General features: G+C 36.6%; 25 protein-coding genes and 1 tRNA gene. 12 read left to right on the top strand and 14 right to left on the bottom strand.

The genetic code is table 11. The annotated features are described in order from the left end of the window. The first annotated feature begins 172 nt into the window (after window positions 1-172). From PN471_RS21590 to PN471_RS21580, 3 genes are all read left to right on the top strand, one after another. On the top strand, window positions 173-2386 hold the full coding sequence (locus PN471_RS21590) for a phosphoketolase (protein WP_271778585.1): 2214 nt from the start codon (window positions 173-175) through the stop codon (window positions 2384-2386). Between the two features lie 214 nt (window positions 2387-2600). After that, window positions 2601-3041 (top strand): hypothetical protein, encoded by a 441-nt coding sequence (locus PN471_RS21585; RefSeq protein WP_271778584.1) that lies wholly within the window; start codon window positions 2601-2603, stop codon window positions 3039-3041. Between the two features lie 69 nt (window positions 3042-3110). Continuing rightward, entirely contained in the window at window positions 3111-3755 is a 645-nt protein-coding gene (locus PN471_RS21580; RefSeq protein ID WP_271778583.1) for a hypothetical protein, read from the top strand. Between the two features lie 239 nt (window positions 3756-3994). Here PN471_RS21580 and PN471_RS21575 read toward each other — a convergent pair whose 3' ends face one another. The 8 genes from PN471_RS21575 to PN471_RS21540 form a co-directional block, all read right to left on the bottom strand. After that, entirely contained in the window at window positions 3995-4255 is a 261-nt protein-coding gene (locus PN471_RS21575; protein WP_271778582.1) for a type II toxin-antitoxin system RelE family toxin, read from the bottom strand. Window positions 4256-4260: 5 nt separating this feature from the next. Continuing rightward, window positions 4261-4512: a hypothetical protein gene (locus tag PN471_RS21570; RefSeq protein WP_271778581.1), complete on the bottom strand. Its 252-nt coding sequence runs from the start codon at window positions 4510-4512 to the stop codon at window positions 4261-4263. Window positions 4513-4853: 341 nt separating this feature from the next. Further along, window positions 4854-5135, bottom strand: a complete 282-nt coding sequence (locus tag PN471_RS21565) for a type II toxin-antitoxin system RelE/ParE family toxin (protein ID WP_271778580.1) — start codon at window positions 5133-5135, stop codon at window positions 4854-4856. A 7-nt stretch (window positions 5136-5142) separates the two neighbouring features. Beyond that, window positions 5143-5358, bottom strand: a complete 216-nt coding sequence (locus PN471_RS21560) for an addiction module protein (protein ID WP_271778579.1) — start codon at window positions 5356-5358, stop codon at window positions 5143-5145. Between the two features lie 244 nt (window positions 5359-5602). Then, window positions 5603-5896, bottom strand: a complete 294-nt coding sequence (locus PN471_RS21555) for a HigA family addiction module antitoxin (protein ID WP_271778578.1) — start codon at window positions 5894-5896, stop codon at window positions 5603-5605. 10 nt (window positions 5897-5906) lie between these two features. Beyond that, the gene (locus PN471_RS21550) at window positions 5907-6185 is read right to left on the bottom strand and encodes a type II toxin-antitoxin system RelE/ParE family toxin (RefSeq protein WP_063872057.1); all 279 of its coding nucleotides are present in this window, start codon (window positions 6183-6185) and stop codon (window positions 5907-5909) included. A gap of 202 nt (window positions 6186-6387) precedes the next feature. Beyond that, the gene (locus PN471_RS21545; RefSeq protein ID WP_271778577.1) at window positions 6388-6705 is read right to left on the bottom strand and encodes a type II toxin-antitoxin system RelE/ParE family toxin; all 318 of its coding nucleotides are present in this window, start codon (window positions 6703-6705) and stop codon (window positions 6388-6390) included. Next, on the bottom strand, window positions 6702-6968 hold the full coding sequence (locus PN471_RS21540; RefSeq protein WP_028089082.1) for a hypothetical protein: 267 nt from the start codon (window positions 6966-6968) through the stop codon (window positions 6702-6704). Before PN471_RS21540 ends, PN471_RS21545 begins: the two co-directional genes overlap by 4 nt. A 316-nt stretch (window positions 6969-7284) precedes the next feature. Here PN471_RS21540 and PN471_RS21535 point away from each other — a divergent pair, with 316 nt between their 5' ends. The 3 genes from PN471_RS21535 to PN471_RS21525 are packed head-to-tail and all read left to right on the top strand — an operon-like array spanning window position 7285 to window position 7926. Beyond that, a complete protein-coding gene (locus tag PN471_RS21535) occupies window positions 7285-7443 on the top strand; it encodes a hypothetical protein (RefSeq protein WP_271778576.1) in 159 nt (52 codons plus the stop codon). A 45-nt stretch (window positions 7444-7488) separates the two neighbouring features. Further along, entirely contained in the window at window positions 7489-7707 is a 219-nt protein-coding gene (locus tag PN471_RS21530; protein WP_271778575.1) for a type II toxin-antitoxin system HicB family antitoxin, read from the top strand. After that, window positions 7708-7926 (top strand): type II toxin-antitoxin system HicA family toxin, encoded by a 219-nt coding sequence (locus PN471_RS21525; RefSeq protein WP_053538668.1) that lies wholly within the window; start codon window positions 7708-7710, stop codon window positions 7924-7926. It abuts the gene before it with no gap. Window positions 7927-8149: 223 nt separating this feature from the next. Here PN471_RS21525 and PN471_RS21520 read toward each other — a convergent pair whose 3' ends face one another. Next, window positions 8150-8410, bottom strand: a complete 261-nt coding sequence (locus PN471_RS21520; RefSeq protein ID WP_271778574.1) for a type II toxin-antitoxin system RelE family toxin — start codon at window positions 8408-8410, stop codon at window positions 8150-8152. A 5-nt stretch (window positions 8411-8415) separates the two neighbouring features. Beyond that, window positions 8416-8667 (bottom strand): hypothetical protein, encoded by a 252-nt coding sequence (locus PN471_RS21515; protein WP_271778573.1) that lies wholly within the window; start codon window positions 8665-8667, stop codon window positions 8416-8418. 356 nt (window positions 8668-9023) lie between these two features. Here PN471_RS21515 and PN471_RS21510 point away from each other — a divergent pair, with 356 nt between their 5' ends. From PN471_RS21510 to PN471_RS21485, 6 genes are all read left to right on the top strand, one after another. Then, window positions 9024-9410, top strand: a complete 387-nt coding sequence (locus PN471_RS21510; RefSeq protein ID WP_271778572.1) for a papain fold toxin domain-containing protein — start codon at window positions 9024-9026, stop codon at window positions 9408-9410. A 23-nt stretch (window positions 9411-9433) separates the two neighbouring features. Then, window positions 9434-9775 carry a hypothetical protein gene (locus PN471_RS21505; protein ID WP_271778571.1) on the top strand — a complete coding sequence of 114 codons (342 nt, stop codon included), beginning with the start codon at window positions 9434-9436 and terminating at the stop codon, window positions 9773-9775. A 348-nt stretch (window positions 9776-10123) separates the two neighbouring features. Beyond that, window positions 10124-10387 carry a type II toxin-antitoxin system ParD family antitoxin gene (locus PN471_RS21500; protein ID WP_016950077.1) on the top strand — a complete coding sequence of 88 codons (264 nt, stop codon included), beginning with the start codon at window positions 10124-10126 and terminating at the stop codon, window positions 10385-10387. Between the two features lie 2 nt (window positions 10388-10389). Beyond that, complete coding sequence (locus PN471_RS21495) at window positions 10390-10716, top strand: type II toxin-antitoxin system RelE/ParE family toxin (RefSeq protein ID WP_271778570.1); 327 nt, start codon at window positions 10390-10392, stop codon at window positions 10714-10716. A 155-nt stretch (window positions 10717-10871) separates the two neighbouring features. Further along, on the top strand, window positions 10872-11093 hold the full coding sequence (locus PN471_RS21490) for a CopG family ribbon-helix-helix protein (protein ID WP_271778569.1): 222 nt from the start codon (window positions 10872-10874) through the stop codon (window positions 11091-11093). After that, window positions 11051-11422 (top strand): type II toxin-antitoxin system PemK/MazF family toxin, encoded by a 372-nt coding sequence (locus tag PN471_RS21485; RefSeq protein ID WP_271778568.1) that lies wholly within the window; start codon window positions 11051-11053, stop codon window positions 11420-11422. Before PN471_RS21490 ends, PN471_RS21485 begins: the two co-directional genes overlap by 43 nt. Window positions 11423-12305: 883 nt before the next feature. Here the strand turns inward: PN471_RS21485 and PN471_RS21480 are convergent. The 4 genes from PN471_RS21480 to PN471_RS21465 form a co-directional block, all read right to left on the bottom strand. Beyond that, window positions 12306-13232, bottom strand: coding sequence for a carbohydrate ABC transporter permease (locus PN471_RS21480; RefSeq protein ID WP_193894978.1), 927 nt, complete (start codon window positions 13230-13232; stop codon window positions 12306-12308). Window positions 13233-13421: 189 nt separating this feature from the next. Next, a complete protein-coding gene (locus tag PN471_RS21475; protein ID WP_193894980.1) occupies window positions 13422-13931 on the bottom strand; it encodes a phosphate-starvation-inducible PsiE family protein in 510 nt (169 codons plus the stop codon). Between the two features lie 511 nt (window positions 13932-14442). Beyond that, a tRNA-Asn gene (locus PN471_RS21470) sits at window positions 14443-14514 on the bottom strand. Between the two features lie 294 nt (window positions 14515-14808). Next, window positions 14809-15357, bottom strand: coding sequence for an NYN domain-containing protein (locus PN471_RS21465; protein ID WP_193894982.1), 549 nt, complete (start codon window positions 15355-15357; stop codon window positions 14809-14811). Between the last annotated feature and the right edge of the window lie 572 nt (window positions 15358-15929).

Below are 15929 nucleotides of genomic sequence, written 5' to 3'. Positions count from 1 at the left end.
AACTATCTTCTTCCCTTCTTCCTTCGTGTCCTTCGTCCCTTTGTGGTTCATTTAACCTACTTATGATGATCTTGCGAAAATGCAATTAAATATTAGACCCTCAAAGATGTAAAATTTTGGTTACATTGAACCAGAAACTCAAGTTTTTTCCGATTTTATTAAGGTACTTAGCATGACAGCAGCGACATCAAAGGCATCTTCCACAGTTCCCAATTTTTGTGAAGGAATACAATATTTTGGGGAAGCATTGCCAGATTTTGAAAAATATGGGGCAACTTCCGTGATAGAATCGGGTCAGAGTGCGATCGCCTCCCCAACAGATACAAATGCAGTATATCAAACCTTACTCGCGGCCGATGCTCTGCGCTACCTAACCCTACAAGTCACAGGTAGTAAGGCTTCTGGACATCCCGGCGGTTTTGCCAGCCAAGCGGAAGCTTATGCAGCTTTGGTCATGCTGGGACACAAAAACATTATCACGGAAGTCGGACACCACGCCCCCGGTTTTTATAGCGCCATGTTTTTAGACCGTTCCTTAGAAGACATGGGCATTTCTACAGTACAACAATTGCGCGATCGCTTTCGGGAAAAACACGGATTATTAGGACACCTTTCCGGCTATATTCCCGGTATTTTAGCACCTGCCGGACCTTTGGGACAAGGGCAACATTTCGCCATGGCCGCCGCACTCCTGCACCGTGACAAACTCTTCCCCTTCACCGTGGGAGATGGAGGATTAGGTGAACCCTACATCATGAGTGCAATGGCTCACTTTAATACCGCCTATCCCCAAGTAACTAATTTCCTACCTGTCTTAGTTTGGAACGGTTACAGCCAAGAACATCATAGCATGGTGTCATTGAAAACCAACGATGAAATGATCGCCTATTGGAAGGGTAACGGTTTTACCGAAGTCGTGTTAGTCAATGCTAAAGACTTTGATGATCAAAACCAAGGGGGTGATTATGTTGATAGTACCGCTTTCTCCTTCCCAAAACGGTTAGAGTTTACCAAAGCCGTATTAATCGGCATGGATAAAGCTGCCCGTTCCGCTTTAAGTGGCACATTAACAGTATTTATTATCAAACAACTCAAAGGGGCAGGGGTTCATGCTTTAGGTGCAAAATCCCATAATTTATATCCTAAAGATACCTTAGATGCGCCCCATATTGTCACCGCCTTACAAAAACGGGCTTTATCTGCCCAAGCATGGCAAACAGTCCGCACAAATGCCGAACGCGCTGGAGGTGGACCAGCAGCGAAAACCGCAGTGACAGAATTTGAATTTCCCTTAGCAGACATCGGACAATTACCATTAGAAGAATATGCAGTGGGAGGAGAAGCAAAAGTTTCTACAACCGCAATGGGAAGGTTAGTAGGAATAGTAGGAAATAAAGATAAAAACTTCCTCGTCACTAACGCCGATGGTAACGAAGCATCAGGAATTGCTAACATTAACCAGGCATTAAAAATCAACCATCCTACAACCGATGAATTATATAATCAAGCTCCAGGAGGTCAAGTTTACGAACCTTTGAGCGAAGATGCTTGTGCAGGATTAGCGGCTGGTTTATCCTTAATGGGTGCGAGAACTTTGTGGTGTTCCTATGAATCTTTTGCCATCAATGGATTACCAATTTGGCAAACTGTCACCCAAGCAATGGCAGAATTAAGACGCAAAACACCGTCAACAATTACATTATTTACAGCCGGGGCTTTAGAACAAGGACGCAACGGTTGGACACACCAAAGACCAGAAATTGAGGCTTATTTTGCATCATTGATGAGAACAGGAAATGTATTTCCCTTATTTCCTCCCGATGCTAACAGTATTCAAGGTTGTTATGAATGGGCTTTGCAAACAAAAAATAAGGGAATTGTCATCACTGCAAGTAAGTCACCTTTACCCATTAGAACGACTTTAAAACAAACTGAAGAAGGGTTAGAAAAGGGCGCGATTTTATTACATGAAATTGCGGGAGGGAAGACTGTTGTATTTGCTGTCATTGGCGATATGACGTTAATTCCTGTGTTTGAAGCGGCGGCATTTTTAGAGACTGAAGGTATAGGAGTGAAGATTATTTCTATTATTAATCCTCGCCGTTTATATCGTCCTCATGATACAGCTTGGGATACTTGTTCTGAACCTGATAACGGTTTTTTAAGTGATGCCGATTTTGAGCAATTGTTTGGTGGAGATGCCTTAATTGGTGTTACAGGTGGTGCTGCGGCGATGTTAGAACCAATCATGTTACGCAGTAATTCTAAGCGTGATTCTTTCGCCTGGAAACGTGGGGAAACTACGGCTAGTGCTGGTGAGTTGATGGCTTTTAATGGGTTGACTGCGGAGGCTTTGACTAAGCGGGCTATTGAGTTGGTGCATTAAGATAATATTTCATGTAGGGTGTGTTATGGATTTCATCCTAATGCACCCTACTAGCTTTCATACCTCGATTCAGCAACGACAGGATTTTTAAAACCGCAGATATACGCAGGTCATTTTGTATTTCATTGCTTGTATATATGATTTTTTACTTTACTCGTACCAGAGTGTAGTGTTAAAATTATCGGCATAAACTTTTTAAGAACCCGTCAGGTATATGAGCAAAACATTATTGGCTTTAATCGTAGCTGCGGCGACTAACTGCCCTTTAGTAAATATTGCCGGAGACTATACACTTGATTTACGGACTGAAACTGCTACCGCTTGGAATGACAGCCCTAGTTTGGGATGTCGCAGTACCGGATCTATATCTGGCCTTAAAATACAGCCCGATGGTCTGATGACAGGCCATCCTCGTTACTCTCTATTATGGGTGAACCCAGGCGGTGGGATGTATCATACAGAAGGTAGCGTGTTTGGTGGGCGTGTAGAACCTGGTTCAGAACCCATGCAATGGACAGGCAGTGTTCGTGATGTGGAAATTACAGGGACTTTACGCAGAGGACAACTTTCTGGAACATTTGTGCGGCGTTTAGTTATTGATGGTAAGCAGATCGAATGTCGTGGCAAAGTGAGTGGTTTTAAAAAAGGAAAATAGGAGAAACCTATGAGCAAACAAGCATTGATCCCTTGAAAACTTGTTATAGCAACAGTATTTTTGAGCGGAATGTATCTACCCGCAATAGCTGAACAAGATTCCCAAGTTACTGTTCTGAAAAGCATTTCTTACCCGACATTACAACTAGCACAAAAAAGCGACAACGAAATACTTACTGTCTACGGCAGAACAAACTGTACGGTTACTAATAATCTGATAAATGAATTAAAAGTACGAAAAATTCCCTATCAATTTAAAAATGTCAATGTTCAAGAAGTGGTTGAGGAATTATTCCAGCTAGAATTTGAAGAGGGTGTATCAAATAAAGTTAGTCATAGTCGTATGCCTTTGGTTTACGTCAAGGGCAAATTGTTAGCTGCTCCCAATGGTATCAAAATTCAACAGGTCTTAGCTCAAAGATCAATTCCTCAAAAATTAACTGTAAATCCTAGCCAGAATGTTGTAATCATTTACAGCAAATCCCAGGATAAAAACACTCAACGTTTGATTAAAGGACTTCAAAGAAGGCAAATTTCTTATCAGTTGAAAGACTTGGATACTGCGGCAATTGAACAAGAGTTTTGGAAACTACTTGGTCAAAATGGGATTACAGCAAAATCAGTGGATTTGCCGATAGTTTACGTTAGTGACAAAGTAATGATTAAACCTAGCATGGAGCAGGTATTAACCCAACAATCAAAATCTAATAACTAAGAAAAATTCTATTTCTGTATGGTGGGTTAACAACACAATATAACCCACCATTAATAGCGCTAAATTACAACCCAAAAACCCTGTATCTGTTCACATTATCTCACTCAACTATTACTAAGGATTAGTAGAGCGATCCGCAGTTGAAAAACCCTGTATCTGTTCATATTATCTCACCCAACCATCACCAACCATGATGTAAATAAGAGAAGACAATGAACAACTACCCAAGAAAATGGGTACTATTTTTTATAAACATCACGACGATGCTTACATTGAACGAGTAAAACAATTAATTGCTCATCTTGAATTTCGTAAACCAAACGATAATCTCCTATTCTAATCCGATATTCATTATCATACCCTTTCAACTTGACGACCCCATCAGGACGAGGTTCTTCCGCAAGTTGGGAAATCTTATCATATACACGCTCTTGAATATTATTAGGAAGATTATCTAATTGTTTTTGAATAGATTTAGTGATAATAATCTCGTAAGTCATAGTATCTATTTTTTCTGATTTAGATACTGTTGAAAAGTCATATATTCCCCATTTGTATATTCATCACGAACTAATTGAATTTCTTTTTTAGTCTCTTCATCTTCGCGCCAATCATCTTCCTCAGCATCAGCAATAGCTTCATCAAGAATCAGCCAAAGTTGCTGTTTTTCTGATAAACTTAGCGCATTTAAAGAGTTAATCAGTAACTCCATCGGAATGAATAGATTTAATCCAGTTTGTGACATGGCTTTTATCATGATGCGATCGCTACTTTACATTATATCAAATGATGGTAGATTAGTCTATAAAAACCTGTATCTGTTCACATTATCTCACTCAAGCATTACTAGGGATGTTTAGGGCGATAGCGAAGCGCTGCTGCAAGCAGTTCGCACCTGAAAACCTTACTCTGTATCTGTTTACGTTATCTCACTCAAGTATTAGTAGGGATGTTTAGAGCGATCCGCAGTCTGAAAAGCTTACCCTGTATCTGTTTACATTATCTCACTCAAGCATTACTAGGGATTAGTGGGCGAGCGTGTAAACATTCACCTCACCTGAGAATTATCACCCGAACAAAATCTTATAAACGCCTTTCCTATTGTTGCGGGTCACGTTTAACATGAAAACAACCAATAATAGAAATTGTTTCATCTATAATAATGTAAAGCAATCCATAGGGAAACTTCCGAATTAACTTTTTTCTAACTTGTTCATGAACAACTGGACAAGCAAAAGGATTACGTTGAATAGTTGAAAAACTAGCATCAACAACACGAATAAATTCAGAACCTAATCCAACAGTATGCTGTTCATACCAATTATAAGCATCCTCTAAATCAAGTTCTGCTTCTGGTGTAATGAAAATTTTGTAAGTCATATATTAACTAACGATTAAATTTTTGTTTTACTTCCTCCCAGGTAGAAACTTGATGAGGATTTTGATAATAAAGTTCTAAACGTCTCTCCAATTCCTGTTTTTGAGCATCACTAATAGTTACATCATCAGCATCTACAGTGATACTATCCCAAATATCTTGGACTAATTGGATTCTTTCGGCGATACTTAATTGTAAAATGTTTTGAGGTAGTAAGTTCTCCATAAATTTTCCCACTTGAGTAGACAATATTTTTTATTTTAACTCATCATTAGCAAGTAGGCAGGGGAAACGCAAAATCCAATGATACTCAGCATACAACATAACCCACCATTAATAACTCTGTATCTTTTCACATCATCTCACCCAACGATCAGCAACTATCATGTAAATAAGAGAAGATAATAGAACCATCACAGATACACCACCGAAAGATTCACCTTACCTGACAATTATCACCCGAACTATTTTAACTAATTTTAATAGGTGAGATATTTTTCCACTCTTCAGACTCATTTTTTGCACACCAAAGATCAAACTTCTGTTGAAGATTTAACCAAAGTTCCGGCGTAGTTTGAAAAGCATTTGCTAACCGCAACGCAATATTAGGTGTTACATTTGCACGTTCATTCACAATTTCCGAAACCGTTTTGCGAGACACACCCAAAATATTAGCAAGTTCTGTCACCGTCATATTTAAAGGTTCTAAATATTGACGTTTAATCAAAGCACCAGGATGTCTAGGTTTTCTGTTAGTATTCATGTTCATAATCCTAATGATAATCCTCGTAATTTACGTCGTAAGCATCCCCATCTTCAAAAACAAAAGTTAAACGCCAATTACCAGAAACTGTAACTGAATATTCACCTTTCCTATTTCCTATTAATTGATGAAACTTAGAACCAGGAAAATTCATATCCTCGGCTACAGATGCAGCATCTAGTCTATCTAATAAATCTAACAGTTTTTCAGCATGATTTGGATTAACTCCACTTCTATTATCATCTTCAAACAGCTTTCTTAACCCCTTATGCTTGAAATTTCTGATCATAAGTAAAATAACAATATTTACTGTAACCTACAAGGTTACACTTGTCAATCCACAATATAGGCTAAATTTGGTAATTTTGAAAACTCATTGATTAATATTTACAATACTTTACAAATCATCATCACAATTATCATGGCAGAAAATGACAAAAACTGCCATAATATAGAAAAGAAGATTCAAAGCAATCTTCACAAACTCAATCTCATTCAGACTCTTCATCTAGATAAGATTGACGACTGTGACGAACATGAATAATAGCTATAACATCTTCTTCAACAACAAACAAAACTCGATATTTTCTTTGTTTTCCTAACCATAGTTGGCGAATTTCACGACCAAGTTTTGTTGATTCTGGAGCTATACTACATCGGTTAGGAAATTTTTTTAGTGATGCAATAGCATCTTCAAATTGATAATACCAATTGTTCGCTACTTCAGCACTTAAATTATCACACATCCAACGATAGGAGTTTTCAATTTCTTGAAATGCAGTAGGTTGAATAATAACTTGATAATTCATGAGCGAGGAGGAATGTTATATTTTTGTTGTAGAGTTGCCAAAACTTGATCCGCAGGAATCCCTTCACCGCGCTCAAATTCATCTAATCCTTTACGAATACCTACTATTGTTTCTAAGTAATCTATTCTTGCTAACAATTCTTGATAGGAAACTGGGGGTTTTTGTGGTGCTGTTTTGAGTGATTGCAAAAAACCAAACACATCTTCTAAAAGTTCGTTGGGTGTGTTGTCAATTTCTTGTAGCAGTAATTCTTTGATAGTCATCACAGTTAATAAATCAAATTGATGTTTTTATTATAGCAATTATTTTCAGTTTTATATAGATAAGTTAATTATTTTTATTACAACTAAAGTAAGTAGGTTAGGTTAACGCAAGGAAACCTAACATTACTAAATATCATCAATAGTTTTTTCTACCAATAGCAGAAAATGACAAAAACCGCCATGATATAAAAAAGTATATTCAAGAAGTCACATTATGAAAAGTATGAATATTTCCTTACCTGACACCATGCACGATTATATAGAAAAGTAGCGCAAAGAGGTTACAGCAGCGAAGCGTGAATATTTTCGGGAATTAGTGCGACAAGACCAAAAACAGAGAGCAAACGAACGACTACAAACCATGCTCTTAGAAGGTTTAAACTCTGGAAATGCAACAGAAATGACTGCTCAAGATGGGGAAGATATTCGTCAAGCAGTTCGTGAAAAAACTAACAAACGTCAAAGTGCAATTTAGCCATGATCTATTAAATTAAAAAAAGACCTCCCAAAAAAAAACGCTATGAAATTTCAAGTAATATTCACCTATGATACAGAATACCAAGGTTACATTGCTGAAGTACCAGAACTTCCTGGTTGTGTCAGTCAAGGTAAAACCTTAGATGAAGCAATTGAAAATATCAAAGATGCTATCAAAGGCTATCTTCATGTATTAGAAAAACATGGTAAACCTTATGTACCTAAAGAGTCTCAATCTTTTGTAGGGGAAGTAGTAGTATAAATGGGACGCTTATCAAATATTTCCGGTAAACAAACAGTCAAAATCTTTGAAAAATTTGGCTATGCTGTAGATCATCAAACCGGAAGTCATATCATACTATGGCACGAATCAAAACCCATTTTATCAGTTCCCAATCATAAAGAACTAGCACCAGGGTTACTCAGAAGTTTAATTAGACAAGCAGGAATTACCGTAGATGAATTTTTAGGAAATAAGTAATATTTTCAGTGGGTTAATAACAAAATAACCCACTATTAATAACGCACTTATTACAACCCAAAAATCCTGTATATGTTTACATTATCTCACTCAACCGTTACTAGGGATTAGTGGAGCGATAGCGAAGCGCTGCTGCAAGCAGTTCGCGTAAATATTCACCTCACTTGAGAATTATCACCCAAACAAAATCAAATCCTCGAACAACTAGCGAAGAAAATAGGTACTACTTTTTATAAACATCACGACGATGCTTACATTGAACGAGTAAAACAATTAATTGCTCATCTCGAATTTCATAAACCAAACGATAATCTCCTATTCTAATGCGATATTCATTATCATATCCTTTCAACTTGACAACCCCATCAGGACGAGGTTCTTCCGCAAGTTGGGCAATTTTTTCACACACACGCTCTTGTATATTATTAGAAATATTATCTAATTGTTTTTGAATAGATTTAGTGATAATAATTTCGTAGGTCATAGTATCTATTTTTTCTGATTTAGATACTGTTGAAAAGTCATATATTCCCCATTTGCATATTCATCACGGACTAATTGAATTTCTCTTTTAGTCTCTTCATCTTCTCGCCAATTTTCCTCTTCAGCATCAGCAATAGCTTCATTAAGAAGCTGCGAAATCTGCCGTTTTTCTGATAAACTTAGCGCATTTAAAGATTTAATCAGTAACTCTATCGGAATAAATAGATTTAATCCAGTTTGTGACATGGCTTTTATCATGATGCGATCACTACTCTACATTATATCAAATGATGGTAGATTAGTCTATAAAAAACCTGTATCTGTTCACATTATCTCACTTAACCATTACTAGGGATGTTTAGGGCGATCCGCACCTGAAAAGCTTACCCTGTATCTGTTCACATTATCTCACCCAACCATCACCAACTATCATGCAAATAAGAGAAGACAATAGAACCATCACAGCTACACATGGAAACATTCACCTCACCTGAGAATTATCACCCGAACAAAGTCAAATCCTATTTTGTGCATCTTCTAGTTTACAATGTAAAAAATAACTTAATACTCCCTTAACTATCAATCAATAGTAATCAGGGTAGAAATATTAAAATTTGACAACGGGAGTAATTTTGAATAAAGAGGATATCATCTATCAACAAATTATAGCAATTGCCAGTAGTTACGGAATATTTGATTGTATACCCTGTGCTAGAGCAATCAAAGAATTTTTAATCAGACAAAGTATTCATGGTAAGCATATTAAAATAAATACAAATTCTCAAGATCCAATTTATGGCAGAATTTATGATGATAGTATTGGAGAATTGATTGCTACCACAGGTCATCATGAAGGTGTTATAATTAAGATAAATAACGGAGAACTTGTTTTTGACAATATTCACCATCAAGGCATTGCCCGATTAAACTGGATACAGAATCTCTATTCACCTATATTAGATGCAGGATTAGAGTTTCAAATCACAGAAACTTACTTTTAACCTAGAAATTTAGTGAGTTAAACATGGATAATCTCTACAACTTACTGCAAAAGATCAAAAAAAGACCTGCAATGTATATAGGTAAAAATTCTATTTTTAGCCTTCAAGCATTTTTAGATGGATACTATTTTGCCCGTCGAGAAATTGGTATTCCCTTAACAGCAGAAGAAACAGAATTTCAAACTTTTTTACAATGGATAAGACACAAATTCAATGTAGAAACAGGTCAATTATGGTCAAGTATTCTTCTGTTCCATTCAGCCGATGAAAAAAGCGCAGTAGATAGATTTTTTACCTTATTTGAAGAATTTTATCAAAATCAAAAAAATCAAGAAACAGCAAAAATTGATGAATTAGTTTCATGAAAATAAAAGTTAGTAAGTTGGGTTGACAAAACCAAACAATACCTATAATTAGTAATGCTAAATTTCAACCCAAAAACCCTGTATCTGTTCACATTATCTCACTTAACCACTACTAGGAATTACTAGAGCGATGGCGAAGCGCTGCTGCAAGCAGTTCGCTGCTATCATGTGAATAAGAGAAGACAATAGAACCATCACAGATACACCATCGAAAAATTGACCTCACTAGAGAACTATAAGTATATTTAGCTACTAAAATTAATTATCATAAATACTTATTTTCATGGCGATCGCAGAAAATGACAAAATCTGCCATGATATAAAAAAGTAGATTTAGGAAGTCAGATTATGAAAAGTATGAATATTTCCTTACCTGACACCATGCGCGATTATATAGAAGAACAAGTAGCGCAAGGTGGTTACAGCAGCGTCAGTGAATATTTTCGGGAATTAGTGCGACAAGACCAAAAACAGAGAGCAAATGAACGACTACAAACAATGCTCTTAGAAGGATTAAACTCAGGAAATGCAACAGAAATGACTGCACAGGATTGGGAAGATATTCGTCAAGCAGTTCGTGAAAAAACTAACAAACGTCAAAGTGCAAATTAGCCATGATGTTTGCAATTAAAAAAAGACCTCAAGTTATCCGTGACTTGATAGATTTAGCTACCTACATAGCAGAAGATAGTTTAGACGTTTCCGACCGCTTTTTAATAGCAGCAGAAACAACATTTAAACAATTAGCAAAAACTCCAGCTATAGGGAAATTGACAGATTTTCCCCATCCCAATTTAGCAGATATTCGACAACAATCAATTAAAGGATTTAGAAAATATCTGATTTTTTATCGTATCACTGAATCAGAAATTGATATTTTGCGAGTTATTCATAGTGCAAGAGACATTGAAACAATATTAGATGAGGACTTAGAAATATGAGTAATTAGGTTGGAGGGATTTCTGGGGCGATTGTGTAAATATTCACCTCATCTGAGAATTATCACCCGAACTAAATCAAATCCTATATTTACAAACTACTAGACTAAAAATATCAAAATCAGCTATACTACTTATAGTATGACTGTGGGTAGGATATGGCTAAAATCTCAATTTCATTGCCAGATGAACTACTAAATTACATTGACCAAAAAGTTGAAAACCGTAGTGCGTTGATTGAAAATCTCTTGAAACAATGGCAAGAAAAACAACAAGATGAAGCACTAGCCGCAGCTTGCACTTTGGTTGATGAATTAGAATTAGGTTGGGAAAGTGAATGGCAAAACATAGCGATTACCGAATGGGAAGCATCTGGATAGTAACATTTGATCCATCTGTAGGTACAGAAATTCAAAAAACTCGTCCAGCACTGATAATTTCTGGGACTTTGTTTAATAACCAACGCAGCAAAGTCACAGTTTTACCTTTTACTTCCGCAAAACCTAATAATCCTCGTATTTCACCTGCGGTAGTTGAAGTACCTACATCAGCGCAAAATGAACTTTCTGTGGATAGTCTTTTAATCTGCGTTGAACCCATGACTTTTGACAAAATTCGTTTAACTCAACAATTAGGAGAATTAGAAGCAGAATTATTAGAACAAGGTCAAAATATTTTGCGGAGATATCTTAGTTTAAACAGCAATTAATCATTAATTAATCATTTTTGATTGATCCAGTTCATATTATCTCACTTAACCATTACTAGGGATTACTGGGGCGATTCGCAGCCCAAAAAGCCTGTATCTGTTCACATTATCTCATCTAATCATCACTAGGGATTACTGGGGCGATAGCGAAGCGCTGCTGCAAGCAGTTCGCACCTGAAAACCTTACCCTGTATCTGTTTACATTATCTCACTCAACCATTACAAGGGATTAATAGAGCGATCATGTGAATAAGAGAAAACAATAAAACCATGACAGATAAACCTGGAAATATTCACCTCACTTGAGAACCATCACCCAAGGCGTAGTTTATAATAGAATCATACCGAAAAAATTTAGTCAATTGAGGAGTTAATTATGGTGATAAAAATTGCAGAAATATCTCAAGATATTGACACCTTAACAGAAGAAGCGCAAATCTTACTACTTGACTGACTTTATTCAATTACTTAAAAAACGTTATCCAAAACCAGAAAATCAACTCATAGAAAATGAGATAACTTTCTCATCAACCCAAAAATAAAAATCACATCCACTAGATACATTTCTAGAAAAACATGGTGCTTGGGAAGATGAACGCACAGCAGCAGAAATAGTCAAAGAGATTTATGATAATGGTAAAATTTTTTATGATATCCCATGTTTTATTACGATGACAGATGAAATCAATAAATTACCCAAAGGTTGGCAGCACAAGAGATTACATCATTAGTTAATTCTCTTTCCATCGCTTTACAAATGGCAAATCATGCAGTTAGGAGACAAATAGAAGGATTTGCCAAGAGAGCTAGTGGACGATCATCAATATTACCGTTCAAGTATATGACTCGTCATAGATATTGATGCAAAATTCATCTTTAAATATTAAACACTAAAATCATTCCCATCTTGATTAATAACTAATCTTAAAATTGATAAACCTAAAATAATTAAAAATAGCACCAAACCAATGGTACAAGCATAGCTAATCTCTAAATTACCAAATGCTTGTTCATACAAATAATAAACAATAGTCTTAGAACTATTGAGTGGTCCGCCTTGAGTCATAATATAAACTTCTTCAAAAACTTTAGTTGCGGAAATCGCCGAAATTACAGCCACTAAAGCTAAATAGGGTTGCATCAATGGTAAGGTAATATCCCAATGTTTACGAACACTATCTGAACCATCAATAGCCGCAGCTTCATAAATATCAGCGGGAATGGCTTGTAATCCAGCTAAATAAATTACCATATAATAGCCTAAGCCTTTCCAAATAGTTACAGCCATAATACTAGCTAAGGAAATGGGAACAATTCCCAATATCTTATCAGGACTTGTTAACCAGGGAATTCCGTCAGGAAAAATTCCTAAAGTTTTGAGAATTTGATTCAGCAATCCGTTTTCTGCATATAACCATTTCCAAGCTATCCCAGCTACTACCATAGAAATTACAACCGGGGTATAATATGCTGTTCTAAACCAATTCATTCCCCGCAGTTTTTGATTCACTAAAATTGCTAAAGCTAAGGGTAGAAATACTAAAATGGGAACAACACCAATCAGATAAATAAATGTATTTTGTAATGTTTGCCAAAAAACTGGATCTTTCAATAAACGCAGGAAATTTTTCCAGCCAATCCATTGAGGAGGATCTCCTATATTTTCATAGTTGGTAAAACTGAGATAAAAGGCTTGAACTGCTGGCCAAAAAACAGTTAATATTAAGATGATCAAGGCAGGTAATAAGAACAAATATGGTGTAATTTTGTGTTTGATTAAAATCCATTGTTTTGATGTTAATTGAGACATATTATCGGACTCCCATAAAACTAATAAGTAGGTGAACACAATAAAACCAAACTGTGTAAAGAAATGTAAAATCGCCTAAACCCTCTTCACTCTTGCCTTTTGCCTTGCCATAAAGACAATTTTCAACGCCAACCTACTTATTTAATTGGGGAATTGGTTAAATAATCCTCTTCCCTATTTTTGACAAAATTAAGTTTTACTGCTGATTACTGACTCCTGAATTATGCTGGATGATTCTGGTTCTACTGTCTCATGTTTATTAATTTTCACCTGTTCTAATAAACGAGGCATCCAAGGTAAAGCTAGAAAAATTCCTGATAAAACTAATAGAAATACAGAAAGTCCAAAAAGTTGATCGCGGGAAATTTCTAATACACCACGCAAGATTACCTCTCGCAAAGCGGAAACAATCGTAATTTCTACTGCTGCACCTACGGATATACTGCGTTCTTGAAGGTAATCAACTAACAACCGAAACAGTTCTACTAATATCAAAATAAACAGGATATCAGATGTGACTTGTCGTAGATCTAATGGACGTAAAAACGATAAAAACATATCTCCTAATCGAATGAGCATGACACAAAATAAACTCACGCAAAGGGAGATCACAATAATATCCTGAAAAAGTTCTAAGTTACGAACAATTCTATCTCGCCTAAACCAATTATTGACTTCTATAATTATCCGCTGTGGCATGGTATTTCCTAAAAAAGGTCAACACATCTACAGCAGGAGTCAGAATTCACCGAATCAGGAGTAAAACTAGTTTGCTGTCTGACTTTGAATTTAGATCCTGTACTTCATTAATCTGCAATCTGCTGTATGTTAATAATTAACCATTAAACAGATTTTAATAAAGTAAACAGAGAACAAGACGTAATTAACAACGGGAGCATCCCAATTTTGCAGAAATAAGCTGGCGATTAGAAATCACGGCCATACAAACAAAGTCCGCGTAGGCGGACTAGGGAAATTTACAGCAAATTGTCATCAAACCTGGAACAAGAACCCCACCCCCAACCCCCTCCCCGCAAGCGATGAGGGGGCTAAGATGTACCTTGTGTGATTGCAAATTGCTGTAAAACCCACGCAGGTGGGTTTTGCCTGTGTAGCCGTGACTTCCAGTCGCCTGGATTCTTTGTCTAATTACAAAAATGAGACGCAAAACTCATTGATTTTTGTTTCACGCCTCATCTTTATATTTAAACTCCCCAGGCCGGATTCGAACCAGCGACCAATCGATTAACAGTCGATCGCTCTACCACTGAGCTACTGAGGAATGCTCTTCGCTTTAGCTATAATAAACCTAAATCCAGATTAATGCAAGGGGTTTTGGAAAAATTTTCCAACTTTTTTTTGTTGCTGCTGAAATTTCTCACTGTTAATACCCCAAAACCTTTCCAGCAGCTACATTCGGAGATTTACAAATGCTGAAATTATAAGAAAATAGGCTAAAAACCCTTGAGGGCAAGTTTTGGAGCGTGGCGGAAAAACTTAACTGTCCTTTCTTTAGGCAAGGGATGAAAGCCAACTAGAGGCTGTCTTCCTCCAGTATCTTTAGACCCGGGGAGTGTCAAAATCCCATTCGCAATTCCGTCAGCCGTTGTCTGGCTTTAGGATCAATTCCATTCACCAGGAATCTACTTTTCGGTTGTTTTTGCGACTGATACCTATGGCGCATTCGACAGACAGTAGTTTCTACTTCGCCACATAGTTGATGCGCTGATAACCATTCAGCACCATATCCCTGGACTGTTAACTGCTGCGCTCGATCTGATGTAGCGACAATCATGCGGGAAATTAAACATTGGGATATTTGGTGACGGAGAGACGCACAGGTTTTTTCTATATATGTGTCTGCGGTCTGACCAAAATCCGTATAATGTACTGTTAGAAAATTTGTAATAGTTTCTCTGTTACTAGGAGTGTTTTGATACTGTGCATCAAACACTACCTGGGTTTCATAACCTTGGAAGGCACTATAATTAGTCATTGCTTCCACTAATTCACCCCGTGCAGCCTCAAGTCCAGCATGATCACGGGTTTTTATCAAGCAAGGCCAAGTGCCTATAATATTGTAACCGTCTACTAAGAGAACGGCTGGGACTATGGAACGAGACATGGTTTTTAATCACAATTATCTAGAGTTAACAAAAATCATTCATAAGACTTATAGTAAATGAAGCATTGCTTGTAACCCCATGTTACAAGAAATAAAAACTGCCTCTTTTAATCAAATTTAGACCCTAGGATAGAAGCTATGATTTTGAAAAAGCCTCTAAAAATCAGGTTTACTGAATTTATTTTCTCTAAAAAAATATTTTTCTCTGTCTGTAAAATTTTATGTTTCCAGGATAGAAGGCTTTTTAAATAGCATTTTGACCGCTTTTTCACTAATTCTAGCTTTTAAGAATAATTAACTATATATAAACGCAGATAATCCTAAATTTGATTATTGTAGTAGATCAGGACTATTTTATTCTAAATATAATCCGCCCAGAACTGATAGTGTAGCGTGGCGTAAGCCATAGTTCAGTCCCAATAGTTAGCATGGTGTTAGCTTAATCAGCAGAAGCCCCACGTCTCACTCTTAGGAGCGTGGGATGAATGCGCGTGAGTTGAGTTGCGTAGCCCAAATTGTATTTGAGCGTAGCGAAAACAAAGAAGGCTACAGCGACGAAACGAACAAAATAT

The sequence above is a fragment of the Aphanizomenon sp. CS-733/32 genome (genome assembly GCF_028330045.1).
Lineage (GTDB): Bacteria > Cyanobacteriota > Cyanobacteriia > Cyanobacteriales > Nostocaceae > Dolichospermum > Dolichospermum gracile.
Note: the sequence above shows the minus strand (reverse complement) of the source record. Positions and strands in the feature narration are given on the sequence as shown.